Origin of the sequence: Burkholderia sp. AU4i (genome assembly GCF_000466765.1) — a bacterium.
Taxonomy (GTDB): domain Bacteria; phylum Pseudomonadota; class Gammaproteobacteria; order Burkholderiales; family Burkholderiaceae; genus Burkholderia; species Burkholderia cepacia.
The window spans coordinates 1-26,399 of the sequence record NZ_ASSI01000133.1 but is presented as its reverse complement, the minus strand read 5'-3'; the positions used below and the strand labels follow the sequence as shown (position 1 = coordinate 26,399).

Genomic DNA, 26,399 nt, shown 5'->3' with positions numbered 1-26,399 from the left:
CGCCCCGCGGGGCGCTTTTTTCGTTGGGTCATGCGTCGGGGCGGGCCCCGATCGTCATGCGCTGAACGTGATCGGCAGGCCGGCCTGCTGCGTCGCGTATTCGGTGAGCGCCGAGAAGAACTCGGTGCCCGTGCGCGTATCGCGCCACGCGCCGTCGATGAAACGGTAGTGGAATCCGCCCGCCTTCGCAGCGATCCACACTTCCTTCATCGGCGGCTGCAGGTTGACGATGATCTTCGAGCCGTTCTCGAACGTCAGCGTCAGGACGCTGCCGTTGCGCTCCAGATCGATGTCGTGATCGCCGTCGTTGGCGTCGTCGACGGTACGCTCGACGGCCGCCAGCACGGCCTCGGCACGGGTCAGGTATTCGGTATCGGACATGCTAAACTCTATCGGTTCAATTGTTCAGGGACGATCATGCGAGTCGTTTTCCGGATGAGCGCGATTGTAGCGGCTTTGGCGATTCTTGCCGGCTGCGGTCAAAGCGGCGCGCTCTATCTGCCCACCGTGCCTCCGCTGCCCAAGCCACTCCAGCAGCAGGACACACCGCCGTCGGACGTGAAGCCGACCGATGAAAACGCGTCGTCCGACAGTGTGCCCGATTCGTCCGGCACGCCGCTCATGCTGTCGCCCGAATTGTCGAGCGGGGCATCCGCCACGGCTGCACCGGCATCGAGCCCGGCTGTCGCGAAGTAACGACGCGCCGCCTGCGCAGGCTCGCGAAACGAGGCGATGACTTCCCGGTCATCGCCTTTTGTTTTTGCCTGAGCCATCACACGCGCACGCGCCGCCATCCCCATGCAACCAGCCGCCAGCCGAGCAGCGCGACGACGATCGCCGCATACAGCTTCGGCTGCGCGAGATCGTGCTTGCCGGCCCTCATCCACCAGAAGTGCAGAACACCGAACAGCGCGATCGCGTAGATCGCGCTGTGCAGCGTCGCCCAGTGGCGGCCGAGCCGGCGCACCATCGCGCGCGGCGACGTTGCCGCGAGCGGAATCAGCAGCACGAACGCGGCGAAACCGACCGTGATGAACGGGCGCTTGCCGACATCCTTCAGGATCGCGACGACATCGAACCACTTGTCGAACCACAGGTAAGTCGTGAAGTGCAGTGTCGCGTAGAAGAACGCGAACAGCCCGATCATCCGGCGAAAGCGCAGCAGCGTGGCGAACCCCGTCATGCGCCGAAGCGGCGTGACGGCGAGCGTGACGCACAGCATCACGAGCGTCCAGAGGCCCGTCGAGCGCGTGATGAACTCGATCGGATTCGCGCCGAGCCGGTCGGTCAGCCCGAACAGCACGAGACGCGTGAGCGGATAAAGGCCCGCCGCGAATACCAGCACCTTGGCCGGTGCGAGCCAGCGCGGCGCGGCAGGGCGAGTCGCACCGGCCCGCACGGCACGTGCAGCCGGGCCGGCGCCCGCTGCACGCGCGGGCGTCAGCGTCGAAGGAGGCATGTCGTTTCTCACCTTCGCCCTCAGAAATTCTTCTTCAGGTCCATGCCCTGATACATCGACGCGACCAGGTCGCCGTAGCCGTTGAACATCAGCGTCTTGCGCTTCGGCGTGAAAAAGCCGTCCTCGCCGATGCGCCGCTCGGTCGCCTGGCTCCAGCGCGGATGATCGACGTTCGGGTTCACGTTCGAATAAAAGCCGTACTCGTTCGACGCATACGTGTTCCAGCTCGTCTTCGGCTGCTTGTCGACGAAGCGAATCTTCACGAGCGACTTCGCGCTCTTGAAGCCGTACTTCCACGGCACGACGATACGCACCGGCGCGCCGTTCTGGTTCGGCAGCACCTGTCCGTAGACGCCCATTGTCAGCAGCGTCAGCGGATTCATCGCCTCGTCCATCCGCAGCCCTTCCGAGTACGGCCAGTCGAGCACGGGTGTCGACAGGCCAGGCATCTGCGACGGGTCGGCCAGCGTGATGAACTGCACGTATTTCGCATTGCCGGTCGGCTGCACCCGCTTGATCAGCTCGGACAGCGGTACGCCGATCCACGGGATCACCATCGACCATCCCTCGACGCAGCGCAACCGGTACACGCGCTCCTCGAGCGGCGCGAGCTTCAGCAGTTCGTCGAGATCGAACACCTTCGGATGCAGCACCTCGCCCTCGACGCTCACACGCCACGGGCGCGGCCGCAGCGTGCCCGCATTCTGCGCGGGGTCGCTCTTGTCGGTGCCGAATTCGTAGAAGTTGTTGTAGGACGTGATGTCCTTGAACGGCGTCACCTTGTCGGCCGCGACGAACTTCGGGTCCGTTTTCGCCGCGAGCTTCGCCGCCCGCGCGTCGGGCGACGCATAGGCGGCAAATGCCGCGCCGCTGCCGCCGAGCAGCCCGCCCGCCGCCGCGAGGCCGGCCGCCTGCAACACGCGCCGCCGGTTCTCGAAGACCGCGCGCGGCGTGATTTCGCCGGGCGCGATATCGCCACCGGTCAGTACGTTCAGCAAAGGGCGTTTGATCCACATCGTGCTGCTCCTCCTGCCTGCGCCACGCGCAGCTTCATGGGCGTTCGACCGGCCTCATCTTGCGCCGTTCGATGGCCGGACCGCCCGTCCGTTACAAAAGAAAACCGCCGGGCACGCAGTGCACCGGCGGTCTCATAGTCGGACGAGCAGCGGGAATCTTACAGCTTGCCGTAGCTGTGCAGCCCGGACAGGAACATGTTGACGCCGAGGAACGCGAAGGTCGTCACGAGCAGGCCCGTCAGCGCCCACCACGCGGCCACCGTCCCGCGCAGGCCCTTCATCAGGCGCATGTGCAGCCACGCCGCATAGTTGAGCCACACGATCAGCGCCCAGGTTTCCTTCGGGTCCCAGCTCCAGTAGCCGCCCCATGCCTCGGCCGCCCACAGCGCGCCGAGGATCGTCGCGATCGTGAAGAACGCGAAACCGACCGCGATCGACTTGTACATCACGTCGTCGAGCACGTCGAGCGTCGGCAGGCGATCGGCGAGCACGCCGCGCTCCTTCATCAGGTACGCGACCGACACCATCGCCGACAGCGCGAAGCTGCCGTAGCCGATGAAGTTCGCCGGCACGTGGATCTTCATCCACCAGCTCTGCAGCGCCGGCACGAGCGGCTGGATCTGCTGCGCATCGCGCGCGACCGAGTACCACATCAGGAAGCCCACCGCCGCGCTGATCACCAGCAGCACGAACGCGCCGAGCGAACGCGTCCCGTAGTGGCCTTCGTAATACAGATAGAGCAGCGCGGTGATCAGGCTGAACAGCACGAACACTTCATAGAGGTTCGACACCGGAATGTGCCCGACATCCGCACCGATCAGGTAGGACTCGTACCAGCGCACCATCAGGCCGGTGAAGCCCATCAGCACGGCAACCCACGTGAGCTTCTGGCCGATCGCGGAGCCCGATTCCGAACGCGCGAGCAGGCCGATCCAGTAGAAGATCGTCGCGAGCACGAACAGCGCGCTCATCCACAGGATGGCCGACTGGCTCGACAGGAAGTACTTGAGGAGGAACGCCGAATCGGCGCGCGCGAGATCGCCCTGGTAGATCTGGATCGACAGCAGCGCCAGCACGGCGATCGACGCCATCATCAGCCGCGCGGGCTTCCAGCGCCAGCCGAGCGCGATGAGCGCCGGCACGGTGCCGATCATCACCGCCTTGTCGTAGTAATCCATGTGCGCGTTGTAGTGCACGAGCGCATAGCCCGCGCCCACCACGAGCGCCAGTGCGAACAGCCAGTCGAGCAACGACAGGCGCGCGAGGAACGGACGATCGTCGAACAGCGGTGCCGTGACCGGCGCCTGGGCCGACGCCCGATGGGAAGAGGAAACTTGCGTGAGATCCATGATGTTACCGGGTGGAATTCTCGGAATCGGAACCGCCGCCGGCAGGCGAACGGGCCGTCGATGCCGCACCGGCCGGCGCGGCATCGCGAGGTGCGGCGTGCAAGGCGGCACCGGCCGCGTCGCGCGTCTGCACGTATTCTTTCTCGAAATCGAAGGTCTTGCGGGCCGTGGACATTGCCATCACCACATCGACGCCCGAACCGGCGTCCTTCAGCCAGAACCAGAGGCGCCGCTCGCGCACGTAGAACATCGAGAAGATGCCGGCGACCAGCAGCAGGCTGCCAAGATACACCAGATTCTTGCCGGGTGCGCGCGTCAACTGAAATACCGAAGCTTGCACCTGCTTGAATGAGTCAAGCTGCAAATAGACCGGCGATCCATACAAAAAGCTGTCGGATAGCGCGTTGATCGCGTTCTGTACGAAACGGATCGTGTCGGTGCCCTGCTGTGCCGCCGGCTCCCCCGCACGCTCGCGCGCGATCTGCCAGACCTCCCACATCGAGCCTTCGAGCATCCGCAGCAGCAGGCTCGCGGCCTTCTCCTGCTCGGCCTTGGGCACCGAGCGGTCGATGAACGTCGCCACGGCCTGGAAGCCGCCGATCGGCTGGCCGTCGGCGCCGCGGCCGACGCTGTCGTCGCTCGCCGCAAACAGGGTCAGCACCTTCAACGCACTGTCCTGCAGGCGGCCGCGCAGCGATGCGTCGGTGCCCGGCAGCGAACGCTGCGCGAAGCGCGCGGCGGCTTCGGCGCGCACGGAGGGATCCTCGAGCGCGGCGCGCAGGTGCATCCATTCGCCGATCGAATCCTGGCTGTCGGCCGGAATCCGCATGTAGCGGAACGGGTCGTTCGGGCTCGTGCGCACGCCGGCGAGGAACACGCGCTCGCCGTTCATGTCGACGGGCAGCATGTAGTTGTTGAATTCGCGCGCCTGGCCGTCCTTGCCGCGAATCTTGTACTGCACGGACGGGCCGATGTTGTGGAGCTGCGTCGGCTTCGACGTCTTCGCGCCGGAGCCGAGCCGTTCGTCGAACACTTCCTTCAGCGAGCTCGTCGTCGCCACACCACGCACGTCCGGCTTGCCGTTCGCGTCGGCCATGTTCTCGACGTTGATCGCGCGGAAATCGGCGAACTCGATCGTGTCGCCGTCGGCGCCCGGCATCTGCAGCGGCGCCGAACTGCCGATCGTGCCCTGCACGGGGAAGGTCTTCGCGTTGCCGCCCGTCATCGGATAGGCCGTCATCTGCATCTGCGAGCCGCCGTCCTGGAAGCTCGACTGGTAGATCGACACACCCTTGTACGTGAACGGCTTGTTGACCTCGACGCGCGCCGGGATTTTCCGGCCGGTCTCGCGATCGATCACGACGATGTCGCTCGCGAACAGTTTCGGCATGCCCGTCGTGTAGTAGTCGACGATGAACTTGTTGAGCTGGATCGAGAACGGCAGGTCCTGGATCAGCGAGCCGCTCGGCTGGTTCAGGATCGCGGTCGACACGAACTGGCCCTCGGGCACCCACGCGTAGCCGCGGAACGTCGGGTTCGACGCGGACAGGCGATGGTCGGGCGAGATCTCGCTGATCGTCGCGCTCGTGTTGACCGGGCTCTTGCCGAACATCCACATCTGGAATTTGATCGGCAGGTTGCTGTCGAGCAGGCCGCCGATACAGATCACGACGATCGCGAGGTGCGCGGAGATGTAGCCCCACTTGGTCATCGCGCCGCGCTTCGCGGAGATCAGCGTCGCGCCGTCGTTTTCACGCACGACGTGCTTGTAGCCGGCCTTGGTGACGAAGGTGGCGAGCGTTGCCGCGACGGTCGCGCGCGTGCCGGAAGCCGTGTACTCGGCCTTGTGGTGGAAAGCCCGCAGGCTGCCTTCGCGAACCTTGTCCTTCCAGCTCTTTGCATCGGCGAGCATCTTCGGTGCGTTGCGGATCACGCACAGCGAGATCGACACGACGAGGAAGATCAGGATCAGCATGAACCACCACGCGCTGTATACGTTGTACAGGCCGAGCGAGCGGAAGATGTCCGCCCAGAACGGCCCGAACTGGTTCACGTAGTTCGGATACGGATCGTCCTGGGTCAGGACCGTGCCGATGATGCTCGCAATCGACAGCACCACCAGCAACGCAATCGCGAAGCGCATCGAGCTCAGCAGCTCGACCGCGCGCTTCGACGCACCCTGACCCGACTTCGACTGCAACCCCGACGTGGTAACGCTCATTCAAACTCCGACTGACAACAAAAAAGGGCAAGGCGGCCGCGACTGCGCGGCGCCCCACCCTTTTCTTGTTCTGACTCCGGCCGCCCTTCGGGCGCCCGGTCATTTCATTCGCGGCTGACCGCTCAACGCAGGCCCGCGATGTAATCCGCGACGGCCTTGATCTCGTTGTCCGACAGCCGCGTCGCGATCTGATGCATCGCCTCGTTGTTGTTGCGCGCGCCGGCACCCTGCTGGAACGCGGTCAACTGCGCGACCGTGTAATCGGCCCACTGCCCCGACAGACGCGGATACTGGACCGGAAGACCCTGCCCTGTCGGCCCGTGGCAACTCGCGCAGGCGGGTACGCCCTTCTCCGCGATGCCGCCGCGATAGATCTTCTGGCCGATCGGCACAGTCGCCGCATCGCGTGCGGTGCCGAGCTTCGTCGTCTGCGACCCGTAGTACGCGGCGACGTTGCGCATGTCGTCCGCGCTCAGCGCGCTCGCGAATCCGACCATCACCGCGTTGGTCCGCGCCGGCCCCTTCGCGCCCGGCTGCGTCTTGAAGTCGTTCAACTGCTTGACCAGATATTCGGGATGCTGGCCGGCAAGCTTCGGGAAACTGCCCGACGCGCTATTGCCATCGGCACCGTGACACGATGCGCACACCTGCCCGGCAATCGCCTTGCCGCGGTCGAGATCCGGCTTTGCCGCCTCCGCCGCGTTTGCCTCCGCTACGAAACCTACGAACCCTGCTGCAACCTGAAGCACCATCAGAGACTTGCACAGTCGATTCATTCGCACACCCTGTTTCGTCTTGTGGGAATTTGAGGTTCTGCAAAAAACGACGGCGTTCAGTCTACCGCAGAAGCCACATAAAAGCGCGAGGCAGGCGCCCGGTGGCCTTCGGTAAAACCGCCGTATTGTACAATATCGTGTTGAAAGCTCCCGCGCCTATCGGGGCTACCCCGCCTCCACCAAGCGGCTCGCGCCGCCCGTCCTTCCGGTTCCCATGGCCTTTCTGCTCCATCAAGCCCGCTTCTACACGACCGTCAACCATCTGCGCGACCTGCCGCCGACGGTCCAGCCGGAAATCGCGTTCGCGGGCCGCTCGAATGCCGGCAAGTCGACGGCGATCAACGTGCTGTGCAACCAGAAGCGGCTGGCCTTCGCGTCGAAGACGCCCGGCCGCACGCAGCATATCAACTACTTCTCCGTCGGCCCGGCCGCCGAGCCCGTCGCGAATCTCGTCGACCTGCCCGGCTACGGCTACGCGGAAGTGCCCGGCGCCGCCAAGGCCCACTGGGAAATGCTGCTGTCGTCCTACCTGGCAACCCGCTCGCAGCTTTGCGGCCTGATTCTGATGATGGATTCGCGCCGCCCGCTGACCGACCTCGATCGCCGCATGATCGAGTGGTTCGTACCGACCGGCAAGCCGATCCACACGCTGCTGACGAAGTGCGACAAATTGACGCGGCAAGAAAGCATCAATGCGCTGCGGACCACGCAAAAGGGGCTCGATGCGTATCGTGACCAGGGCGTCCAGGGCAAGCTGACGGTCCAGCTGTTCTCCGCGATGAAGCGCACGGGGCTCGACGAGGCGCACGAACTGATCGAGAGCTGGGTGCGGCCGTCCGCCGCCGACGAAAAAAGCGAGCCTGTAGCACAATGATCGGGCAACGCGCGGCCTGGATCGGCGGCGCGCACCTGACGGCGCCTGCGGATTCGGCCGGCTCATAAAAAAACCCGCCGTTGAACGGCGGGTCAAACAGCCTAATCGAAAAACGACAGGCACCCGCTCAGGGAGGAGAAGCGGGGAGCTGCACGCGACGCGTGCCGCTCGATCGCTATCATATACCAACGCTCCCGAAAATGACCGAAGGGTTCCGTAAGGTCCTTCTTGCCCTGATTTCTACCCAATCGCCATGAGCTTTCATCCGCTTCATCGTCCGCGCCGGATGCGCCGCGACGACTTCTCCCGGCGCCTGATGCGCGAAAACCGCCTGACCACCGACGACCTGATCTATCCGGTATTCGTCGTCGAAGGCACCAACGAACGGCAGCCGGTGCCGTCGATGCCCGGCGTCGAACGCGTGTCCGTCGATCTGCTGATGCATGTCGCCGAGCAATGCGTCGAACTCGGTGTGCCTGTGCTGTCGCTGTTCCCGGCCATCGAGCCGTCGGTGAAAACGCCTGACGGCCGCGAGGCAGCCAACCCGGAAGGCCTGATCCCGCGTGCGGTGCGCGAGCTGAAGAAGCGCTTCCCCGAACTCGGCGTGCTGACCGACGTCGCACTCGATCCGTACACGAGCCACGGCCAGGACGGCGTGCTCGACGAGAACGGCTACGTGATCAACGACGACACGATCGAGATCCTGATCGATCAGGCACGCGCACAGGCGGAAGCCGGCGTCGACATCGTCGCGCCGTCGGACATGATGGACGGCCGCATCGGCGCAATCCGCGAGATGCTGGAAAGCGACGGCCATATCCATACGCGCATCATGGCCTATTCGGCCAAGTTCGCATCGGCGTTCTATGGCCCGTTCCGCGACGCGGTCGGCTCGGCGTCCAACCTGGGCAAGGGCAACAAGATGACCTACCAGATGGATCCGGCGAACAGCGACGAAGCGTTGCGCGAAGTGCGCCTCGACATCGACGAAGGCGCCGACATGGTGATGGTCAAGCCCGGCATGCCGTATCTCGACATCGTGCGCCGGGTGAAGGACGAGTTCCGCTTCCCGACCTACGTGTACCAGGTGAGCGGCGAATACGCGATGCTGAAGGCCGCCGCGATGAACGGGTGGCTCGACCACGACAAGGTCGTGCTCGAATCGCTGCTCGCGTTCAAGCGTGCGGGCGCCGACGGCGTGCTCACGTACTTCGCACTCGACGCCGCACGCCTCCTGAAAGCGCAGCGCTGAGCCACGCGCCGGCAGCGCGACGAAAAACGGCGGGACACTTCGGTGTCCCGCCGTTTTCGTTTGCAGTCGGTGTACAAGCCACCGACAAGCGTGCGCTACACCGTTGGTACCGCCGCGCGATCGAGACTGCGCAAAAACGTCTCGGCCGCCTGATAGCCGACCACACGGCCGATTTCGTTGCCGTTGCGATCGAAGAAGATGATGCCCGGCGGCCCGAACAGGTTGAAGCGCTTGAGCAGCGCCTGGTCGTCCGGATTGTTCGCGGTGACGTCCGCACGTACCAGGTGAAGCCGCGCGAGCCGCGCCTGCACGCGTGAATCCGTGAACGTCAGATGCTCCATCTCCTTGCAGCTCACGCACCAGTCGGCGTAGAAGTCGAGCATCACGGGCTGGCCCGACGTCTTCAGCAGCGCGTCGAGTTCGCCGCTGGAGCGCACCGACGCGAACGCCGGCCCCTGCTGCCCGGCAGCCGCGCCGGCTGCCGACACATCGCCCGACGCGACCGTGCGCGCAGCAAGGACAGCCAGCGGTTTCACGGGGTCGTTGGAGCCCGCTGCAAGACCGACCAGCAGCGTCGCCGCCCAGATCGCGAGCGCGGCGCCGAGGCCACGGCCGAGGCGGCGCCAGATCGACGCGGCGCCGGCATGCGGCGTGAACAGGCCAAGCGCCGCGGCCGCGATGAGCAGCCACAACGCGGCGAGCACCATCTTCAGGCCGCCGGCCAGCACCGGCCACACGATCCACAGCGCGGCCGCGAGCAGCACGATGCCGAAGAACACCTTCACGCCGTCCATCCATGCGCCTGCGCGCGGCAGCACCGTACCCGCACCGATGCCGACCACGAGCAACGGCACGCCGAGCCCCAGCCCCATCGCGAACAGCGCGGCACCGCCGAGCAGCGCATTGCCCGTATGTGCAATGAAAGCGAGCACCGCGAACAGCGGCGCCGTCATGCATGCGCCGACCACCAGCGCGGACAACGCGCCCATCGCGGCAACCGCAACGAAGTGACCGCCCTGTCGCGCGCTCGACACTTCGGCTGCACCGTTCTGCCAGCGCGCGGGCAGCGCGATGTCCTTGCCCGAAATCAGCGACACCGCGAACGCGGTGAGCAGCACGCCGAACGTGCCGAGCACCCACGGGTTCTGCAGCCACGCGCCGAGGCTCTGGCCGACCAGCGCCGCGGCGATGCCCAGCACCGTATAGACGAGCGCCATACCGACCACGTACGTCAGCGACAGCGCAAAGCCGCGCGCATGCGTCGCGCGCGTGCCTTGGCCGATGATGATCGCCGACACGATCGGGATCATCGGGTAAGAACACGGCAGGAGGCTCAGCACGACGCCCGCGACGAAATACAGCGCGACGATCGTGAAGAAGCCATGCCCCTCGAGCAGCGACTGCGCGAAATCGGCGCTCGTGACCTTGTCGAACCAACTGCCCTCGGCAGCCGCATCGCCGGAAGACGAGGCCGCACCCAGCGCGGCGCCGTCGACCTTCACGACGTGCTCGGCGGGCGGATAGCAGATCCCTTCGTCGGCGCAGCCCTGCGACGTCACCGCGAGCTCGAACGGCCCCTGCGCCTGCTTGACGGGCACGTGAACGACGACTTCGTCGCGGTAGGTCTCGACATTCTTCTGGAACGTCTGGTCGAACTTCACATGGCCGGCGGGGAACTGCGGCTCGCCGAGCGTCGCCTGCCCGCTCTTCACCGCGAACGCGAACCGCTCGCGGTACAGGTAATAGCCGTTGGCGACCTTGAAGCGGACGTCCACCTGCCCCGGCGATTCGCTCGCGCTGAACTTGAACGCCACCGACGGATCGAGGAAATCGTCGGCCGCGCGCGCGACCGACAGGCCGCCACCCAGCACGAGCATGAACGACAACAGGACTGCGAGGAACCGCAGCGCGCGCACGCGCACGGAAAGCGCCATACCGTTAAACATGAAATAGACGTTGAGTTTCGCTGGTCACCCACTGGCCGTAAGCGGCCGAGGCCGTCGCCTGCCACGAGACGATTTCAGGTGTCTCGTATGGATGATGCGCGAGAATAAATCGCTCCAGTTCGAGCGCCCGCACGGGGCTCGTCTTGAACAGCAACTGGATCTCGTCGGCCGTTTCGACCTTGCCCTGCCAGTGATAGCGCGACCTGATCGCACCGAGCTCCGACACACACGCGGCAAGCCGCGCATCGAGCGCACCGGCGGAAAGCGCTTCGGCGGTCGCGGCATCGGGCACCGTCGTCAGCATCAGCACCACTATCATCCGCATCCTCCTGGCTGGTCTATCGGCACCTGACTCCTGCCGACGCACATTGCCCACCCGGGAGCGCACCGGCTGCCCCGTATCGTAGCGCAGCCCGCGCAACGCTGCCGGCACCACCCTGCGACAATCGATCGCAGCCGCCGCTTCAAAAACAAAAAGGGCCAAGCAATTGCTCGGCCCCTTTCAGATACTGCTGCGTACCGGAAGCTTATTCAGCTTCTTGCACGTTTTCCGTTTCGTCGACTTCCGGACGATCGAGCAGTTCGACCAGTGCCATCGGTGCGTTGTCGCCCACGCGGAAGCCGAACTTCAGCACGCGCAGGTAGCCGCCCGGACGGTTCGCGAAACGCGGACCGAGCACGTCGAACAGCTTCGCCACCGAGTCACGATCGCGCAGGCGGTTGAACGCCAGGCGACGGTTTGCCAGCGACGGCTTCTTGCCGAGCGTGATCAGCGGCTCGACGACTTTACGGAGTTCCTTCGCCTTCGGCAGCGTCGTCTTGATGACTTCGTGCTCGATCAGCGAGTTGGACATGTTACGGAGCATAGCCAGACGGTGGCTGCTCGTGCGGTTCAGTTTCCGCAGACCATGACGATGGCGCATTTCAGTTTCCTTGATTCAAAGTTTTGATCCAGCTCTTCTATCGCACCTCGATGGGTGCACGGGCCGGTAACGAAAAAAGCAAGATGCGGATTTTAAAGGAAAATCCGCATCTTTGCCAACTACAGCAACAGCAGCGCTACAAGCGGGCTTACTTGTCGAGACCAGCCGGCGGCCAGTTTTCGAGCTTCATGCCCAGCGTGAGACCGCGCGAAGCGAGCACTTCCTTGATCTCGTTGAGCGACTTGCGACCGAGGTTCGGCGTCTTCAGCAGCTCGTTTTCCGTGCGCTGGATGAGATCGCCGATGTAGTAGATGTTCTCGGCCTTCAGGCAGTTCGCCGAACGAACCGTCAGCTCGAGATCGTCCACCGGACGCAGGAGGATCGGATCGATCTGCGGTGCACGCGACGGCGCTTCGGCTGCCGTTTCCGTGCCTTCCAGCGCCGCGAACACCGACAGCTGATCGACCAGGATGCGGGCCGATTGACGGATCGCTTCTTCCGGCGTGATCACACCGCTCGTTTCGATGTTCATCACGAGCTTGTCGAGGTCGGTACGCTGCTCGACACGTGCGCTTTCAACCGCATAGCTCACGCGGCGAACCGGCGAGAACGATGCGTCGAGGACGATGCGGCCGATGATCTTGGCCGTGTCTTCGCCGTAGCGACGGACGTTGCCGGGCACATAGCCGCGACCCTTTTCGATCTTGATCTGAACGTCGAGCTTGCCACCCTTCGACAGGTGGGCAATCACGTGATTCGGGTTGATGACTTCGCAGTCGTGAGCCAGCTCGATATCGCCGGCCGTGACAACGCCTTCACCTTCCTTGCGCAGCGTAACCGTCACTTCGTCACGGTTATGCAGCTTGAACACCACGCCCTTCAGGTTCAGCAGCAGGTTGACGACGTCTTCCTGCACGCCATCCAGCGTCGAGTACTCGTGCACCACGCCCGCGATCGTCACTTCGGTCGGCGCGTAGCCAACCATCGACGACAGCAGCACGCGGCGAAGCGCATTGCCCAAGGTATGGCCGTAACCGCGTTCGAACGGTTCCATGACCACCCTCGCGTGGTTCTCGCCCAGCGATTCCACGGCGATGATCTTGGGTTTCAGCAAACTGGTTTGCATGGGCTTTCCTTTTCAATACCCTCGGCTCGTTACACCGATAAGGCTGACCGGTAACAACCAGAAAATAAACAGCCGAGGCCCCTCCTTGCGCAACGCAATCGGGGTACCTCGGCCGTCAATCGGATTAACGCGAATACAATTCGACGATCAGGCTTTCGTTGATGTCGCCTGCGATTTCAGCGCGCTCCGGCATTTGCTTGAACGTGCCTTCGAACTTCTTCGCATCGACTGCAACCCAGCTCGGCATGCCGCCTTGCTCGGCCAGCGACAGCGCTTCGACGATACGCGCTTGCTTCTTCGCCTTTTCGCGGATCGCGACGATGTCACCCGCCTTCACTTGCTGCGACGGGACGTTTGCGACGACGCCGTTCACGGTGATCGACTTGTGGCTCACCAGCTGACGCGCTTCAGCGCGGGTCGAGCCGAAGCCCATGCGATACACGACGTTGTCGAGGCGCGACTCGAGCAGTTGCAGCAGGTTTTCACCCGTGTTGCCCTTGCGGCGGTCGGCTTCAGCGAAGTAGCGACGGAACTGACGCTCCAGCACGCCGTAAATGCGCTTGACCTTTTGCTTTTCACGCAGCTGCGTACCGTAGTCGGACGTACGTGCGCCCGAGGTACGGCCGTGCTGGCCCGGCTTGCTGTCGAGCTTGCACTTGTCGGCGAGCGAGCGGCGCGCGCTCTTCAGGAACAGGTCGGTGCCTTCACGGCGGGACAGCTTGGCCTTAGGGCCGATATAACGTGCCACTTTGCATTCCTTTATCAATCAGTCACGCGGATCGAAATCCGCGCTAGTTCGCTCCCTTTGGGGCGAACGGTGGGCTTAGTCAATCAAAAAAGCAACGCCCGTCGACGCTACGCGGCGACAGGCAATGTGCCAGCACGAACGTGCCAGCACATCTTTAGATACGACGACGCTTCGGCGGACGGCAGCCGTTGTGCGGAATCGGGGTGACATCCGAAATCGCGGTGATCTTGATGCCGAGGCCGTGCAGTGCGCGCACTGCCGACTCACGACCCGGGCCCGGGCCCTTGATCCGCACTTCCAGATTCTTCACGCCGTATTCCATCGCGACGCGGCCAGCCGACTCGGCTGCGACCTGGGCAGCGAACGGCGTCGATTTGCGCGAGCCCTTGAAGCCCTGACCGCCCGACGTCGCCCATGCCAGTGCGTTGCCTTGGCGATCGGTGATCGTGATGATCGTGTTGTTGAACGACGCGTGAACGTGAACCACGCCTTCAGCGACGTTCTTCTTAACCTTCTTGCGAACGCGTTGCGCCGCGGTGTTCGAAGCCTTAGCCATTACGTTTTCCTGTAACTGTCAGTTCCGCTTACTTCTTCAGCGCTTGCGCTGCACGACGCGGACCCTTGCGAGTACGTGCGTTCGTACGCGTACGCTGACCGCGCATCGGCAGGCCCTTGCGATGACGAACACCACGGTAGCAACCGAGGTCCATCAGGCGCTTGATGTTCATCGTCACTTCACGGCGCAGATCGCCTTCGACGACAAACTTGCCCACTTCTTCACGCAGCTTTTCCAAGTCTGCGTCGGTCAAGTCCTTGACCTTCTTCGAAAAATCGACGCCAGCTGCCACGCAGATGCTGCGCGAACGGGTGCGGCCGATACCGAAGATAGCCGTCAGGCCAATCTCGGTATGCTGGTGATTCGGGATGTTAACCCCTGCGATACGAGCCATTGTTTTTCCTCAAACAAAAAGCGCAAACAAACGCGCGGTCAGCCTTGGCGCTGCTTGTGGCGCGGATCCGAGCTGCAGATCACGCGAACGACGCCTTTGCGCTTGATGATCTTGCAATTGCGGCAAATGCGCTTAACCGATGCCATCACTTTCATGATAATACCCTTTTTTCAAATCACTTCGCCCGGAACACGATCCGCGCACGAGACAGATCGTAAGGCGTCAATTCAACCGTCACCTTGTCGCCCGGGAGAATGCGGATGTAGTGCATCCGCATCTTTCCGGAGATATGCCCCAACACGACATGGCCGTTTTCCAGCTTCACGCGGAAGGTCGCATTCGGGAGGTTTTCGATCACCTCGCCCTGCATCTGGATTACATCGTCTTTGGCCATAGTCCTTATTAACGCATTGGGATGTTGCCGCCCTTGAAGTTAGCCTTCTTGAGCAGTGACTCATACTGTTGCGACATAACGTACGACTGCACCTGCGCCATAAAGTCCATCGTGACGACGACAATGATCAGCAGCGACGTTCCACCAAAATAAAACGGCACGTTCCAGCGCAGCACCAGGAATTCCGGCAGCAGACACACGAAGACGATGTAGATCGCACCGGCCAGCGTCAGACGCGTGAGGATGCGGTCGATATATCGTGCGGTCTGATCGCCCGGACGGATACCCGGAACAAACGCGCCGCTCTTCTTCAGGTTGTCTGCGGTTTCCCTGCTGTTGAACACCAGTGCGGTGTAGAAGAAGCAGAAAAACACGATCGCCAGCGTGTACAGCAACACATAGACCGGCTGGCCCGGCTTCAGCGCTTCCGCAACGTTATGCAACGTGTTGGAAATCCAGCTTCCCGTCGGCTGACCGGTACTGAACCAGCCGAGAATCGTTGCCGGGAACAGAATGATCGACGATGCGAAGATCGGCGGAATCACACCCGACATGTTCAGCTTCAGCGGCAGATGCGACGACTGCCCACCGTAGATCTTGTTGCCGACCTGGCGCTTCGCGTAGTTCACGAGGATCTTGCGCTGCCCGCGTTCGATGAACACGACCAGGTAAGTCACCGCGGCAATCAGGACGACGATGATGATCGCCGAAATGATGCTCATCGAACCCGTACGCACCAGCTCGAACAACCCACCGACGGCATTCGGGAACCCTGCTGCGATCCCGCCGAAGATGATGATCGAGATACCGTTGCCCAGACCACGCTCGGTAATCTGCTCGCCGAGCCACATCAGGAACATCGTGCCGGTAACCAGCGTCACGACCGTCGTCAGACGGAACAGCATGCCGGGATCGGTGACGAGGCCCGGCTGGTTTTCCAGCGCAGCCGCGATACCGAACGCCTGGAAGGTCGCGAGCACGACGGTGAAATACCGTGTGTACTGCGTGATCTTCCGTTGCCCTGCCTGCCCTTCCTTCTTCAGCGCCTCGAGCTGCGGCGATACGATCGCCAGCAACTGCATGATGATCGACGCCGAAATGTACGGCATGATCCCCAGCGCAAAGATCGTGAAGCGGGAAAGCGCGCCACCCGAGAACATGTTGAACATGCCCAGGATGCCGCCCGCCTGGCTCTGGAACAGCTTAGCCAGTTGATCCGGATCGATGCCCGGCACGGGAATGTGCGCGCCGATGCGATAGACGATCAGCGCCAGGAGCAGGAACATCGCTCGCCGGCGCAGATCGCCGAATTTCGCCGTGCTTCGACCGGGTTTTGCAAGACTCGGGCTGTTAGCCAAGTACCTTCTCCGATGAATGCAAATGACGACGCGCTAGCGTGTCACTCGGCGAACGAACCGCCAGCCGCTTCGATCGCAGCACGCGCACCCTTGGTGGCACCGAGACCCTTCACGACGATCTTGCGCTTCAGTTCGCCCGTCGCGATGATCTTTGCGCTCTTCGTCAGCTCGCCGACCAGGCCGGCTTGCTTCAGTGCGAGCAGATCGATCTCATCGACCGGCAGCTTCTCGAGGTCGCCCAGGCGCACTTCACCGACGAATTCCTTCGTCAGCGACGTGAAGCCGCGCTTCGGCAAACGACGTTGCAGCGGCATCTGACCGCCTTCGAAACCGACTTTGTGGAAGCCGCCCGAACGCGATTTCTGACCCTTGTGACCACGGCCAGCCGTCTTGCCGAGGCCCGAACCGATGCCACGGCCGACGCGACGCTTGGCGTGCTTGGCGCCAGCTGCCGGCTTCAGGTTATTCAATTCCATATCAACTCCTTGATCCGTAGGGCCGCTTACGCGATGACCTTAACGAGGTACGAGACCTTGTTGATCATGCCGCGGACCGCCGGCGTGTCCTGAAGCTCGCTGACCGAGTTGAGTCGGCGCAGGCCCAGGCCACGCACGGTCGCGCGGTGCGATTCGCGGGTCCCGATCAGGCTCTTAACGAGCTGAACCTTGACAGTTTTTTCAGACATGGTGACCACCCGGGCTTAGCCCAAAATTTCTTCGACGGACTTGCCGCGCTTCGCCGCGATGTCTGCCGGGGTGGACTGCTTGCGCAGACCGTCCAGCGTGGCGCGAACGAGGTTGTACGGGTTCGTCGAACCGTGGCTCTTTGCCACGACGTTCTGAACGCCCATCACGTCGAACACTGCGCGCATCGGGCCGCCGGCGATCACGCCCGTACCTGCCTTCGCCGGAGCGAGGAGGACAGCGGATGCGCCATGCTTGCCGTGCACTTCGTGTTGCAGCGTGCCGTTCTTGAGCGGCACCTTGAACATGTTGCGGCGAGCTTGTTCCATTGCCTTCTGGACAGCGACCGGCACTTCCTTCGCCTTGCCCTTGCCCATACCGATGCGGCCATCGCCGTCGCCAACCACGGTCAGTGCGGCGAAGCCGAGAATACGGCCACCCTTCACGACCTTGGTCACGCGGTTGACCGAAATCATCTTTTCGCGAAGGCCGTCGTCGCGCTCGTCAGCCTGAACTTTCGCTTGCATCTTTGCCATGACGAATTCCTTCCTTAGAACTTGAGCCCAGCTTCGCGAGCTGCCTCAGCCAGCGCCTTGACGCGGCCGTGGTAGCGGAAGCCCGAGCGGTCGAAGGCGACGGATTCGATGCCGGCAGCCTTTGCCTTCTCGGCAATACGCTTGCCGATCAGCGTCGCGGCATTAACGTTGCCGCCCTTGCCCGACTTGTCGGCCAGTTCAGCGCGCACTTCTGCTTCGAGCGTCGACGCGCTGGCGAGCACCTTGGTGCCGCAGGGCGAGAACACTTGAGCGTAGATGTGCGTGTTCGTGCGATGCACGGCGAGACGCGCGACCTGCAGCTCAGCGATCTTGATACGCGTCTGGCGAGCGCGGCGCAGGCGAGATTGAGTCTTATCCATGATTGCGCACCCTTACTTCTTCTTCGTTTCTTTGAGGATCACAACCTCGTCGGAATAGCGCACGCCCTTGCCCTTGTACGGCTCCGGCGGACGGTAACCGCGAACTTCCGCAGCTACTTGACCGACTTGTTGCTTGTTGATCCCCTTGATCACGATTTCGGTTTGCGTCGGGGTTTCTGCCTTGACGCCTTCCGGCATCTGGTGCACCACCGGGTGCGAGAAACCCAGCGACAGGTTCAGCTTGTCGCCTTGCGCTTGCGCACGATAACCGACGCCAACCAGCGTCAGCTTGCGCTCGAAACCCTTGGTCACGCCGTGCACGGCATTCGCGATGATCGCGCGCATCGTGCCCGACAGTGCATTTGCTTCGCGGCTTTCGTCCACCGGCGACAGGTTCAGCGTGCCGTCGTTGTTCGCCACGTTCACGAGCGGATTGATCGCTTGCGTGATGGTGCCCAGCGGGCCCTTGACGGTGATCGCACCGTCGGCCAGCTTGACTTCCGCGCCTTGCAGCGCGATCGGGCTCTTACCTACTCGAGACATGTTTCTCTCTCCTCGGCTTTAAGCGACGTAGCAGATGACTTCGCCGCCGACGCCGGTAGCGCGCGCCTTGCGGTCGGTCATCACGCCCTTCGGCGTCGACACGATTGCCACGCCCAGGCCGTTCATGACCTGCGGAATGTCGTTACGGCCGCGGTACACGCGCAGACCAGGCTTCGACACGCGCTCGAGGCGTTCGATGACCGGGCGACCTGCGTAGTACTTCAGCGCGATATTCAGTTCGGACTTCGCACCTTCCGCCTTGACGGCGAAATCGTCGATGTAACCTTCGTCCTTCAGGACTTGTGCGATTGCAACCTTGACCTTCGACGAGGGCATCGCAACCGATACCTTCTCGACCATCTGCGCGTTGCGGATGCGAGTCAGCATATCGGCGATAGGATCACTCATGCTCATTTACGTTTCTCCTATTACCAGCTCGCCTTGGTCAGGCCAGGAATCTCGCCACGGAATGCGATTTCACGAATCTTGTTACGCGCGAGGCCGAATTTACGGAACGTGCCACGCGGACGGCCCGTGATCGCGCAGCGGTTACGCTGGCGGGTCGGGTTTGCGTTGCGGGGCAATTGCTGCAGCTCAAGGCGTGCTTCGTAGCGCTCTTCTTCCGACTTGCTTTGGTCTTCGACGATCGCCTTCAGCGCATCGCGCTTTGCTGCGAACTTCGCGACCAGGCGGGCGCGCTTCTTTTCACGTTCGATCAGTGCCAGTTTAGCCACGGTAACCTCAGTTTCTGAACGGGAACTTGAAGCTGGCGAGCAGAGCCTTTGCTTCGTCGTCGGTCTTCGCAGTCGTCGTGATGCTGATGTTCAGCCCACGCAGTGCGTCGATCTTGTCGTAGTCGATTTCGGGGAAAATGATCTGCTCTTTCACACCGATGTTGTAGTTGCCACGGCCATCGAAAGCACGACCCGACACGCCGCGGAAGTCACGCACGCGGGGCAGGGCAACCGTCACGAAACGGTCGAGGAATTCGTACATCGCACGGCCACGCAGCGTCACCATCGCGCCGATCGGGTAACCCTGGCGGATCTTGAAGCCTGCGATTGCCTTGCGTGCCTTCGTCACGACCGGCTTCTGACCAGCGATCTTCGTGAGGTCGCCAACGGCGTTCTCGATGATCTTCTTGTCAGCGATCGCTTCGCCAAGACCCATGTTCAGCGTGATCTTGGTGATGCGCGGCACTTCCATGACCGACTTGTAACCGAACTTCTCGATCAGGCCGGGCACAACCTTTTCTTTGTAAAACTCTTGAAAACGAGCCATTTTTTACTCCGCTGCGTCAGGCGCTCAGTACGGCACCGGTCGTCTTCAGGAAGCGAACCTTCTTGCCTTCCTCGACCTTGATGCCAACACGCGACGCCTTGCCATTCGCGTCGACCAGTGCGACGTTCGAAATATGCAGGGGCATCGTCTTCGCTTCCACGCCACCCGTCGTACCCTTCATCGGGTTCGGCTTCACATGCTTCTTGACGAGGTTGATACCTTCAACCGTCACATGCTCTGCACCGACAGCCAGCACGACGCCGCGCTTGCCCTTGTCTTTGCCAGTGACGACGATGACTTCGTCACCTTTGCGAATCTTGTTCATCGCGACTCCTTACAGCACTTCCGGCGCCAGCGAAACGATCTTCATGAATCGTTCGCTACGCAGCTCACGCGTCACCGGCCCGAAGATACGGGTGCCGATCGGCTCGAGCTTGTTATTCAAAAGCACAGCGGCGTTGCCGTCGAACTTGATCAGCGAGCCGTCTTGACGGCGCACGCCCTTGGCGGTGCGGACCACCACGGCGTTGTAAATTTCGCCTTTCTTCACGCGCCCGCGCGGCGTTGCCTCTTTGACGCTCACCTTGATGATGTCGCCAATGCCGGCATAACGACGCTTCGAGCCGCCGAGCACCTTGATGCACAGGACTTCACGTGCACCCGTGTTGTCGGCTACTTCGAGCCGAGATTCGGTCTGGATCATGGTTTGTCTTTCCCAACTTAATCCGGATGCACCACCATGATGCATTCGGTCAGTCTTGGTCCCGTCAGCCAATCGGCTGCTTGGGTTGGAACAGCAGCGACGGCAAACGAAACCCGCCATCGCAATTCGGTGAATCTTTCGGACAGGCAGGCGCCAGTCCGCTTCCCCCACCAACTTCGCCCGCGACGGGGCTCCCATAAAGAGGGAAGACCAGGATTATAACAAATAACCCTGGTCACGCAAGCAAAAACTTTGCGATTTCAAGCACTTCGTGGAGAAGTGCCCGTTACTGCCTACTGCGCTGCCCGCTTAGATGACGCGAGCGGCTTCGACGAGGCGCGACACCGTCCAGGCCTTCGTCTTCGAAACAGGACGAGTTTCCTGGATTTCGACGAGATCGCCTTCGTTGTAGGTGTTCGCTTCATCGTGCGCGTGGTACTTCTTCGAGCGCACGACATACTTGCCGTAGATCGGATGCTTGACGCGGTGCTCGATCAGCACGGTGACGGTCTTGTCCATCTTGTTGCTGACGACCCGACCGACCAGCGTCCGCTTCAGCGAGGTTTTCACGCTATCGTTCATTTCTGGTTCGCCTTCTGAGTCATGACGGTCCGCACACGTGCGATGTCGCGACGAACCTTCTTCAGCTGGCTCGTGTTCGTGAGCTGCTGGGTCGCGAGTTGCATGCGCAGGCCGAATTGCGCCTTCAGCAGGTCCGCCAGCTCCTTGTTGAGCGCGGCCTGGTCTTTCTGGAGAAGTTCGGAAGCCTTCATGTTTTCTCCTTAGGCGCCGAGCTGGCGCACGATGAATGCCGTCTTCAGCGGCAGCTTGGCTGCAGCCAGACGGAACGCTTCGCGTGCCAGTTCTTCGGTTACGCCGTCCATTTCATAGAGCATCTTGCCCGGCTGAATCTCGGCGACGTAGTACTCCGGGTTACCCTTACCGTTACCCATACGCACTTCGGCCGGCTTCTGCGAAATCGGCTTGTCCGGGAAGATCCGGATCCAGATGCGGCCGCCACGCTTGATGTGACGCGTCATTGCACGACGCGCCGCTTCAATCTGACGTGCGGTCAAACGACCGCGACCGATCGCCTTCAGGCCGAATTCACCGAACGACACTGCGTTGCCGCGCGTCGCCTTGCCGGTGTTACGACCCTTCTGCTCTTTACGATACTTTCTGCGTTTCGGTTGCAGCATCGTTATTCTCCAGTCTTGCCGTCTTCGGGCTTGCCGGCGCCGCGGCGCGGTGCGCCACGACGAGCACCCGGAGCGCCGCCTTCGCCGTCACGGCGCGGACGACGGTCGCCCGGACGCGCATTGCGACGCGGACGCTTGTCTTCGGCTACTTCTTCCACCACCGGTGCGTCGTTGCGGCCGAGCGTATCGCCCTTGTAGACCCACACCTTGACGCCGATGATCCCGTAAGTCGTCTTCGCTTCCGAAGTCGCGTAGTCGATATCAGCACGCAGCGTGTGAAGGGGCACGCGACCTTCGCGATACCACTCCGTACGAGCGATTTCGATACCGTTGAGACGGCCTGCGCTCATGATCTTGATGCCTTGGGCACCCAGACGCATCGCGTTCTGCATCGCACGCTTCATCGCGCGACGGAACATGATCCGGCGCTCGAGCTGTTGCGTGATCGAGTCAGCGATCAGCTGAGCATCGGTTTCTGGCTTGCGGATTTCTTCGATGTTGACGTGAACCGGCACGCCCATGCGGCGTTGCAGTTCCGTCTTCAGCTGTTCGATATCCTCGCCCTTCTTGCCGATGACCACGCCCGGACGCGAGCTGTAAATCGTGATGCGCGCGTTCTTCGCCGGACGCTCGATGACCACCCGACCGACCGAAGCGTTCTTCAGCTTCTTCTTCAGGTATTCACGAACACCGATGTCTTCCTGCAGCATCGCCGCGAAATTGTTGTTGTTCGCGTACCAACGCGAAGCCCAATTGCGGCTGACAGCCAGGCGGAAGCCAGTCGGATGAATTTTCTGTCCCATCGTATGGCTCCTTAATTCCCGACCGTCACAGTGATGTGACAGGATTGCTTCTCGATGCGGTTACCGCGGCCCTTGGCGCGCGCGGTGAAACGCTTGAGCGATGCAGCCTTGTCGACGTAGATGCTCTTGATCTTGAGCTCGTCGATATCAGCGCCTTCGTTGTGCTCCGCATTCGCGATTGCCGACAGCACAACCTTCTTCACGATGCCAGCCGCCTTCTTCGGCGAGAACGTCAGAACGTTCAGCGCCTTGTCGACCGGCAAACCGCGGATCTGGTCAGCCACAAGGCGCGTTTTCTGCGCCGAGATGCGGGCACCGCGATGAATTGCTTTCACTTCCATCTTGATTGCCCCTTATTTCTTGGCCTTCTTGTCGGCTGCGTGACCCTTGAACGTACGGGTCAGTGCGAACTCGCCAAGCTTGTGGCCGACCATGTTTTCCGAGATGTACACCGGAACGTGTTGACGGCCGTTGTGAACAGCGATCGTCAGGCCGATGAAATCCGGCAGAATCGTCGAGCGACGCGACCAGGTCTTGATCGGCTTTTTGTCGCGCGAAGCTGCAGCCGCCTCAACTTTCTTCAGCAAATGGGCGTCGCAGAACGGACCTTTTTTAACAGAACGTGCCATTGCCTACTCCTTAACGCTTGTGACGGCGCTGGACGATCATCGTCGTCGTGCGCTTGTTGCTGCGGGTGCGGTAACCCTTAGCCGGCGTACCCCACGGGCTCACCGGGTCGCGACCTGCAGCCGTCTTGCCCTCACCACCACCGTGCGGGTGATCAACCGGGTTCATCGCAACGCCACGCACCGTCGGGCGGATACCGCGCCAGCGGTTCGCGCCAGCCTTGCCGATCTGGCGCAGGCTATGCTCTTCGTTGCCGACTTCACCGATCGTTGCACGGCACTCGATGTGCACGCGGCGGATTTCGCCCGAACGCAGACGAACCTGCGCGTAGACGCCTTCACGTGCGAGCAGCATGGCCGACGTGCCAGCCGAACGCGCCATTTGCGCGCCCTTGCCCGGCAGCATCTCGATGCAGTGGATCGTCGTACCGACCGGAATGTTGCGGATCGGCAGCGTGTTGCCTGCGCGGATCGGCGCTTCCGAACCCGACATCAGCTGTTGGCCGACGGTCAGGCCCTTCGGGGCGATGATGTAGCGACGTTCGCCGTCTGCGTAGAGCACCAGCGCGATGTTCGCGCTACGGTTCGGGTCGTACTCGAGACGCTCGACCTTTGCCGGGATGCCATCCTTCGTGCGACGGAAATCGACGATACGATAGTGTTGCTTGTGACCACCACCCTTGTGACGCGTGGTGATACGGCCATTGTTGTTACGGCCGGCGGTCGAGCTCTGCGAGTCGAGCAGTGCCGCGAACGGCTTGCCTTGGTGCAGGTTCTTGTTGACCACCTTGACCATCGCGCGGCGACCCGGCGATGTCGGCTTAACTTTAACGATTGCCATGATTACTTGGCCTCCGCTTCAAAGTTGATTTCCTGGCCGGGCTTCAGGCAAACGTACGCCTTCTTCACGTCCTTGCGGCGGCCCATCGAACGGCCGAAGCGCTTTTGCTTGCCCTTCTGAACCAGCACGTTGACCGAATCAACTTCAACCTTGAACAGCAGCTCGACAGCCGCCTTCACTTCCTGCTTCGTGGCATCCGGTGCGACTTCGAACACGACTTGCTCGTTCTTGTCGGCAACCAGCGTCGCCTTTTCCGAGATCACCGGTGCGAGCAGGACCTGCATCAAACGATGATCGTTCTTGCGAATCTCGCTCATGACAGCAACTCCTCGATCTGGGCGACCGCAGCCTTCGTGACCAGCACTTTCTTGAAGTAGATCAGCGACAGCGGGTCAGCGTAGCGCGGCTCGACAATCGCCACGTGCGGCAGGTTGCGCGAAGCCAGGTACAGGTTCTCGTCGACCGTGTCGGTGATGATCAGCACGGAGTCGAGACCCATGGTCTTGAATTTGTCGGCCAGCAGCTTGGTCTTCGGCGCTTCGAGGATGATGTCCTCGACGACCGACAGACGGCCTTCACGGGCCAGCTGCGAGAAGATCGAGCAGAGACCTGCGCGATGCATCTTCTTGTTGACCTTGTGCGAGAAGTTTTCTTCCGGCGAATTCGGGAAGATACGACCACCGCCACGCCACAGCGGGCTCGACGACATACCGGCACGAGCACGGCCCGTACCCTTCTGGCGCCACGGCTTCTTGGTCGTGTGCTTGACTTGCTCACGGTCCTTCTGTGCGCGGTTACCCTGGCGAGCATTCGCCTGGTAAGCGACGACGACCTGGTGGATCAGCGCTTCGTTGTAGTCACGACCGAACACGACGTCCGATGCGTTGACCACTGCACCTTCCTGACCATTTTCGTTCAGGAGCTTGAGTTCCATTATTTCGCCCCCTTGGTCTTGACGGCCGGCGTCACGAAGACCTTGCCGCCCTTCGCGCCCGGAATCGCACCCTTCACGAGCAGCAGCTTGCGCTCTGCGTCGATACGAGCGATTTCGAGGTTCTGCACCGTCACCGTCACGTCACCCATGTGACCCGTCATGCGTTTACCCGGGAAAACACGACCCGGATCCTGCGCCATACCGATCGAGCCCGGCACGTTGTGCGAGCGCGAGTTACCGTGCGTCGCACGGCCGGAGGAGAAGTTGTAACGCTTGATCGTACCGGCGTAGCCCTTACCGATCGACACGCCTTGCACGTCGACCTTCTGGCCCACTTCGAAAAGATCAGCACCGACCACGGCGCCATTCGACAGCTCAGCTGCCTTGGCCGCGTCAATGCGGAATTCCTTGAGGATTTCACCGGCTTCGACACCGGCTTTGGCGAGATGACCTGCCAGCGGCTTCGTCACGCGCGATGCACGACGGGAGCCGAATGCAACCTGCACGGCCGTGTAGCCGTCGGTTTCAACAGTCTTGATCTGCGTCACGCGGTTGTCCGACACGTCCAGCACGGTGACGGGAATCGAATCCCCTTCAGCCGTGAAGATACGGGTCATGCCAACCTTGCGACCTACGAGTCCAAGGCTCATCATTTTCTCCATTCCCGACTGCGATTGGTCGGGGCTGATTTACAAAATGCCGGGCACGCAAGGCCCAACTTTTTTACGCGAATACGCGAAAAGCCAAGCAGTATAGCCCGACTTCTCGATTTCCGCAAGCAATACAAAGACTTAGCGCCACCCGGCAAGCCGGAAGGCGCCGAAAGCCTTACTGCAGCTTGATTTCCACGTCGACGCCAGCCGGCAGGTCGAGCTTCATCAGCGCGTCAACCGTCTTGTCGGTCGGATCGACGATGTCCATCAGGCGCTGGTGGGTACGGATTTCGAGCTGATCGCGCGACGTCTTGTTGACGTGCGGCGAACGCAGGATGTCAAAACGCTGAATGCGCGTCGGCAGCGGCACCGGGCCACGGACGATTGCGCCAGTCCGCTTCGCGGTATCGACGATTTCGGCAGCCGATTGATCGATCAGACGATAGTCGAAAGCCTTCAGGCGAATGCGGATTTTCTGTTGCTGCATGACGATTCCTTGAAAAGAGCGAGGCGATGTTGCACCGCCGGACACTAAAAGAACGCGAAACCTGCTGCCTGCGGGGAGCGAAGCGACAGGTTCCGAACGGTACTTCCACTGCTAAGCCCGCGATTCTACACGAAAAATCGGAGAGATGGTGCGGGTTTGTCACTGTGTGTGGCGGCACCCCATAAAGAAAAACCGGGTGCCAGCGCAAGCTGAACACCCGGTTTCGACGGTACAACTGCATACCGCGGGATCGCGGGTCCCGGAAGGACCCGCGGATCGTCGATCTTAGTCGAGGATCTTGGCGACGACGCCAGCGCCGACCGTACGGCCGCCTTCAC

40 protein-coding genes are annotated in these 26,399 nt (G+C 62.0%); 3 read left to right on the top strand and 37 right to left on the bottom strand.

Annotated elements, in window-relative coordinates:
- Positions 1-54: 54 nt before the first annotated feature.
- Entirely contained in the window at positions 55-381 is a 327-nt protein-coding gene (gene cyaY / locus L810_RS28550; protein ID WP_021161744.1) for an iron donor protein CyaY, read from the bottom strand.
- Positions 382-417: 36 nt separating this feature from the next.
- Here cyaY and lptM point away from each other — a divergent pair, with 36 nt between their 5' ends.
- A complete protein-coding gene (gene lptM / locus L810_RS28545; RefSeq protein WP_021161743.1) occupies positions 418-696 on the top strand; it encodes an LPS translocon maturation chaperone LptM in 279 nt (92 codons plus the stop codon).
- 76 nt (positions 697-772) lie between these two features.
- Here the strand turns inward: lptM and msrQ are convergent, their stop codons facing one another.
- From msrQ to L810_RS28520, 5 genes are all read right to left on the bottom strand, one after another.
- Positions 773-1,459: a protein-methionine-sulfoxide reductase heme-binding subunit MsrQ gene (gene msrQ, locus L810_RS28540; protein ID WP_042976546.1), complete on the bottom strand. Its 687-nt coding sequence runs from the start codon at positions 1,457-1,459 to the stop codon at positions 773-775.
- A 20-nt stretch (positions 1,460-1,479) separates the two neighbouring features.
- The gene (gene msrP, locus L810_RS28535) at positions 1,480-2,475 is read right to left on the bottom strand and encodes a protein-methionine-sulfoxide reductase catalytic subunit MsrP (protein WP_021161741.1); all 996 of its coding nucleotides are present in this window, start codon (positions 2,473-2,475) and stop codon (positions 1,480-1,482) included.
- Between the two features lie 158 nt (positions 2,476-2,633).
- Entirely contained in the window at positions 2,634-3,824 is a 1,191-nt protein-coding gene (gene ccsB / locus L810_RS28530) for a c-type cytochrome biogenesis protein CcsB (protein ID WP_021161740.1), read from the bottom strand.
- 4 nt (positions 3,825-3,828) lie between these two features.
- Complete coding sequence (locus L810_RS28525) at positions 3,829-6,045, bottom strand: cytochrome c biogenesis protein ResB (RefSeq protein ID WP_021161739.1); 2,217 nt, start codon at positions 6,043-6,045, stop codon at positions 3,829-3,831.
- 122 nt (positions 6,046-6,167) lie between these two features.
- Complete coding sequence (locus L810_RS28520; RefSeq protein ID WP_042976545.1) at positions 6,168-6,821, bottom strand: c-type cytochrome; 654 nt, start codon at positions 6,819-6,821, stop codon at positions 6,168-6,170.
- A gap of 214 nt (positions 6,822-7,035) precedes the next feature.
- Between L810_RS28520 and yihA the strand changes: the two genes are divergently transcribed.
- Complete coding sequence (yihA, locus tag L810_RS28515) at positions 7,036-7,695, top strand: ribosome biogenesis GTP-binding protein YihA/YsxC (protein ID WP_021161737.1); 660 nt, start codon at positions 7,036-7,038, stop codon at positions 7,693-7,695.
- A gap of 253 nt (positions 7,696-7,948) precedes the next feature.
- Entirely contained in the window at positions 7,949-8,947 is a 999-nt protein-coding gene (gene hemB / locus L810_RS28510) for a porphobilinogen synthase (protein WP_021161736.1), read from the top strand.
- Positions 8,948-9,042: 95 nt separating this feature from the next.
- Here hemB and dsbD read toward each other — a convergent pair whose 3' ends face one another.
- The 31 genes from dsbD to rpsJ all read right to left on the bottom strand — a co-directional run bounded on the left by dsbD (position 9,043) and on the right by rpsJ (position 26,061).
- On the bottom strand, positions 9,043-10,893 hold the full coding sequence (gene dsbD / locus L810_RS28505) for a protein-disulfide reductase DsbD (RefSeq protein WP_042976541.1): 1,851 nt from the start codon (positions 10,891-10,893) through the stop codon (positions 9,043-9,045).
- Positions 10,886-11,212: a divalent-cation tolerance protein CutA gene (gene cutA / locus L810_RS28500; protein WP_021161734.1), complete on the bottom strand. Its 327-nt coding sequence runs from the start codon at positions 11,210-11,212 to the stop codon at positions 10,886-10,888. Before cutA ends, dsbD begins: the two co-directional genes overlap by 8 nt.
- Before the next feature lie 208 nt (positions 11,213-11,420).
- A complete protein-coding gene (gene rplQ, locus L810_RS28495) occupies positions 11,421-11,816 on the bottom strand; it encodes a 50S ribosomal protein L17 (protein WP_006477175.1) in 396 nt (131 codons plus the stop codon).
- A gap of 148 nt (positions 11,817-11,964) precedes the next feature.
- Complete coding sequence (locus L810_RS28490) at positions 11,965-12,942, bottom strand: DNA-directed RNA polymerase subunit alpha (protein ID WP_006477176.1); 978 nt, start codon at positions 12,940-12,942, stop codon at positions 11,965-11,967.
- A gap of 124 nt (positions 12,943-13,066) precedes the next feature.
- Positions 13,067-13,690, bottom strand: coding sequence for a 30S ribosomal protein S4 (gene rpsD / locus L810_RS28485; RefSeq protein WP_021161733.1), 624 nt, complete (start codon positions 13,688-13,690; stop codon positions 13,067-13,069).
- A gap of 154 nt (positions 13,691-13,844) precedes the next feature.
- Entirely contained in the window at positions 13,845-14,246 is a 402-nt protein-coding gene (gene rpsK, locus L810_RS28480) for a 30S ribosomal protein S11 (protein ID WP_004197937.1), read from the bottom strand.
- A 28-nt stretch (positions 14,247-14,274) separates the two neighbouring features.
- Positions 14,275-14,640 (bottom strand): 30S ribosomal protein S13, encoded by a 366-nt coding sequence (rpsM, locus tag L810_RS28475; protein ID WP_006400641.1) that lies wholly within the window; start codon positions 14,638-14,640, stop codon positions 14,275-14,277.
- A gap of 38 nt (positions 14,641-14,678) precedes the next feature.
- Positions 14,679-14,795, bottom strand: coding sequence for a 50S ribosomal protein L36 (rpmJ, locus tag L810_RS28470; protein ID WP_004199844.1), 117 nt, complete (start codon positions 14,793-14,795; stop codon positions 14,679-14,681).
- 20 nt (positions 14,796-14,815) lie between these two features.
- The gene (infA, locus tag L810_RS28465) at positions 14,816-15,034 is read right to left on the bottom strand and encodes a translation initiation factor IF-1 (protein WP_004521905.1); all 219 of its coding nucleotides are present in this window, start codon (positions 15,032-15,034) and stop codon (positions 14,816-14,818) included.
- 8 nt (positions 15,035-15,042) lie between these two features.
- A complete protein-coding gene (gene secY / locus L810_RS28460; RefSeq protein WP_006482915.1) occupies positions 15,043-16,392 on the bottom strand; it encodes a preprotein translocase subunit SecY in 1,350 nt (449 codons plus the stop codon).
- A gap of 41 nt (positions 16,393-16,433) precedes the next feature.
- Positions 16,434-16,868: a 50S ribosomal protein L15 gene (gene rplO / locus L810_RS28455; RefSeq protein WP_006482880.1), complete on the bottom strand. Its 435-nt coding sequence runs from the start codon at positions 16,866-16,868 to the stop codon at positions 16,434-16,436.
- Positions 16,869-16,894: 26 nt separating this feature from the next.
- Positions 16,895-17,077: a 50S ribosomal protein L30 gene (gene rpmD, locus L810_RS28450; protein WP_006400644.1), complete on the bottom strand. Its 183-nt coding sequence runs from the start codon at positions 17,075-17,077 to the stop codon at positions 16,895-16,897.
- 15 nt (positions 17,078-17,092) lie between these two features.
- Positions 17,093-17,611 carry a 30S ribosomal protein S5 gene (rpsE, locus tag L810_RS28445; RefSeq protein WP_006482895.1) on the bottom strand — a complete coding sequence of 173 codons (519 nt, stop codon included), beginning with the start codon at positions 17,609-17,611 and terminating at the stop codon, positions 17,093-17,095.
- A gap of 14 nt (positions 17,612-17,625) precedes the next feature.
- Complete coding sequence (gene rplR, locus L810_RS28440) at positions 17,626-17,991, bottom strand: 50S ribosomal protein L18 (protein ID WP_006477183.1); 366 nt, start codon at positions 17,989-17,991, stop codon at positions 17,626-17,628.
- Positions 17,992-18,003: 12 nt separating this feature from the next.
- On the bottom strand, positions 18,004-18,534 hold the full coding sequence (rplF, locus tag L810_RS28435; RefSeq protein ID WP_006758786.1) for a 50S ribosomal protein L6: 531 nt from the start codon (positions 18,532-18,534) through the stop codon (positions 18,004-18,006).
- An 18-nt stretch (positions 18,535-18,552) separates the two neighbouring features.
- Positions 18,553-18,948, bottom strand: a complete 396-nt coding sequence (gene rpsH, locus L810_RS28430; protein ID WP_006477185.1) for a 30S ribosomal protein S8 — start codon at positions 18,946-18,948, stop codon at positions 18,553-18,555.
- A gap of 14 nt (positions 18,949-18,962) precedes the next feature.
- Entirely contained in the window at positions 18,963-19,268 is a 306-nt protein-coding gene (rpsN, locus tag L810_RS28425) for a 30S ribosomal protein S14 (protein WP_011350676.1), read from the bottom strand.
- 7 nt (positions 19,269-19,275) lie between these two features.
- Positions 19,276-19,815 (bottom strand): 50S ribosomal protein L5, encoded by a 540-nt coding sequence (rplE, locus tag L810_RS28420; RefSeq protein WP_006482882.1) that lies wholly within the window; start codon positions 19,813-19,815, stop codon positions 19,276-19,278.
- Between the two features lie 16 nt (positions 19,816-19,831).
- Positions 19,832-20,140 (bottom strand): 50S ribosomal protein L24, encoded by a 309-nt coding sequence (gene rplX, locus L810_RS28415; RefSeq protein ID WP_006477187.1) that lies wholly within the window; start codon positions 20,138-20,140, stop codon positions 19,832-19,834.
- A 9-nt stretch (positions 20,141-20,149) separates the two neighbouring features.
- On the bottom strand, positions 20,150-20,518 hold the full coding sequence (gene rplN, locus L810_RS28410) for a 50S ribosomal protein L14 (protein ID WP_006482918.1): 369 nt from the start codon (positions 20,516-20,518) through the stop codon (positions 20,150-20,152).
- Between the two features lie 309 nt (positions 20,519-20,827).
- The gene (rpsQ, locus tag L810_RS28405) at positions 20,828-21,100 is read right to left on the bottom strand and encodes a 30S ribosomal protein S17 (protein WP_006477189.1); all 273 of its coding nucleotides are present in this window, start codon (positions 21,098-21,100) and stop codon (positions 20,828-20,830) included.
- Positions 21,097-21,291 carry a 50S ribosomal protein L29 gene (gene rpmC / locus L810_RS28400; RefSeq protein WP_006400652.1) on the bottom strand — a complete coding sequence of 65 codons (195 nt, stop codon included), beginning with the start codon at positions 21,289-21,291 and terminating at the stop codon, positions 21,097-21,099. The genes rpsQ and rpmC overlap by 4 nt, the downstream gene beginning before the upstream one ends.
- Before the next feature lie 9 nt (positions 21,292-21,300).
- On the bottom strand, positions 21,301-21,717 hold the full coding sequence (rplP, locus tag L810_RS28395; RefSeq protein WP_006482873.1) for a 50S ribosomal protein L16: 417 nt from the start codon (positions 21,715-21,717) through the stop codon (positions 21,301-21,303).
- 2 nt (positions 21,718-21,719) lie between these two features.
- Positions 21,720-22,520: a 30S ribosomal protein S3 gene (rpsC, locus tag L810_RS28390; protein WP_006482899.1), complete on the bottom strand. Its 801-nt coding sequence runs from the start codon at positions 22,518-22,520 to the stop codon at positions 21,720-21,722.
- A gap of 11 nt (positions 22,521-22,531) precedes the next feature.
- Positions 22,532-22,861: a 50S ribosomal protein L22 gene (gene rplV, locus L810_RS28385; RefSeq protein WP_004199272.1), complete on the bottom strand. Its 330-nt coding sequence runs from the start codon at positions 22,859-22,861 to the stop codon at positions 22,532-22,534.
- A gap of 12 nt (positions 22,862-22,873) precedes the next feature.
- Positions 22,874-23,149, bottom strand: coding sequence for a 30S ribosomal protein S19 (gene rpsS, locus L810_RS28380; protein ID WP_004199273.1), 276 nt, complete (start codon positions 23,147-23,149; stop codon positions 22,874-22,876).
- A gap of 10 nt (positions 23,150-23,159) precedes the next feature.
- Positions 23,160-23,987, bottom strand: coding sequence for a 50S ribosomal protein L2 (rplB, locus tag L810_RS28375; RefSeq protein ID WP_006482900.1), 828 nt, complete (start codon positions 23,985-23,987; stop codon positions 23,160-23,162).
- Positions 23,988-23,989: 2 nt separating this feature from the next.
- The gene (gene rplW, locus L810_RS28370) at positions 23,990-24,304 is read right to left on the bottom strand and encodes a 50S ribosomal protein L23 (RefSeq protein ID WP_004199275.1); all 315 of its coding nucleotides are present in this window, start codon (positions 24,302-24,304) and stop codon (positions 23,990-23,992) included.
- Positions 24,301-24,921 (bottom strand): 50S ribosomal protein L4, encoded by a 621-nt coding sequence (rplD, locus tag L810_RS28365; RefSeq protein WP_006477192.1) that lies wholly within the window; start codon positions 24,919-24,921, stop codon positions 24,301-24,303. The genes rplW and rplD overlap by 4 nt, the downstream gene beginning before the upstream one ends.
- Positions 24,921-25,571, bottom strand: coding sequence for a 50S ribosomal protein L3 (rplC, locus tag L810_RS28360; protein ID WP_006482922.1), 651 nt, complete (start codon positions 25,569-25,571; stop codon positions 24,921-24,923). The genes rplD and rplC overlap by 1 nt, the downstream gene beginning before the upstream one ends.
- Before the next feature lie 178 nt (positions 25,572-25,749).
- Positions 25,750-26,061 (bottom strand): 30S ribosomal protein S10, encoded by a 312-nt coding sequence (rpsJ, locus tag L810_RS28355; protein WP_004199280.1) that lies wholly within the window; start codon positions 26,059-26,061, stop codon positions 25,750-25,752.
- Between the last annotated feature and the right edge of the window lie 338 nt (positions 26,062-26,399).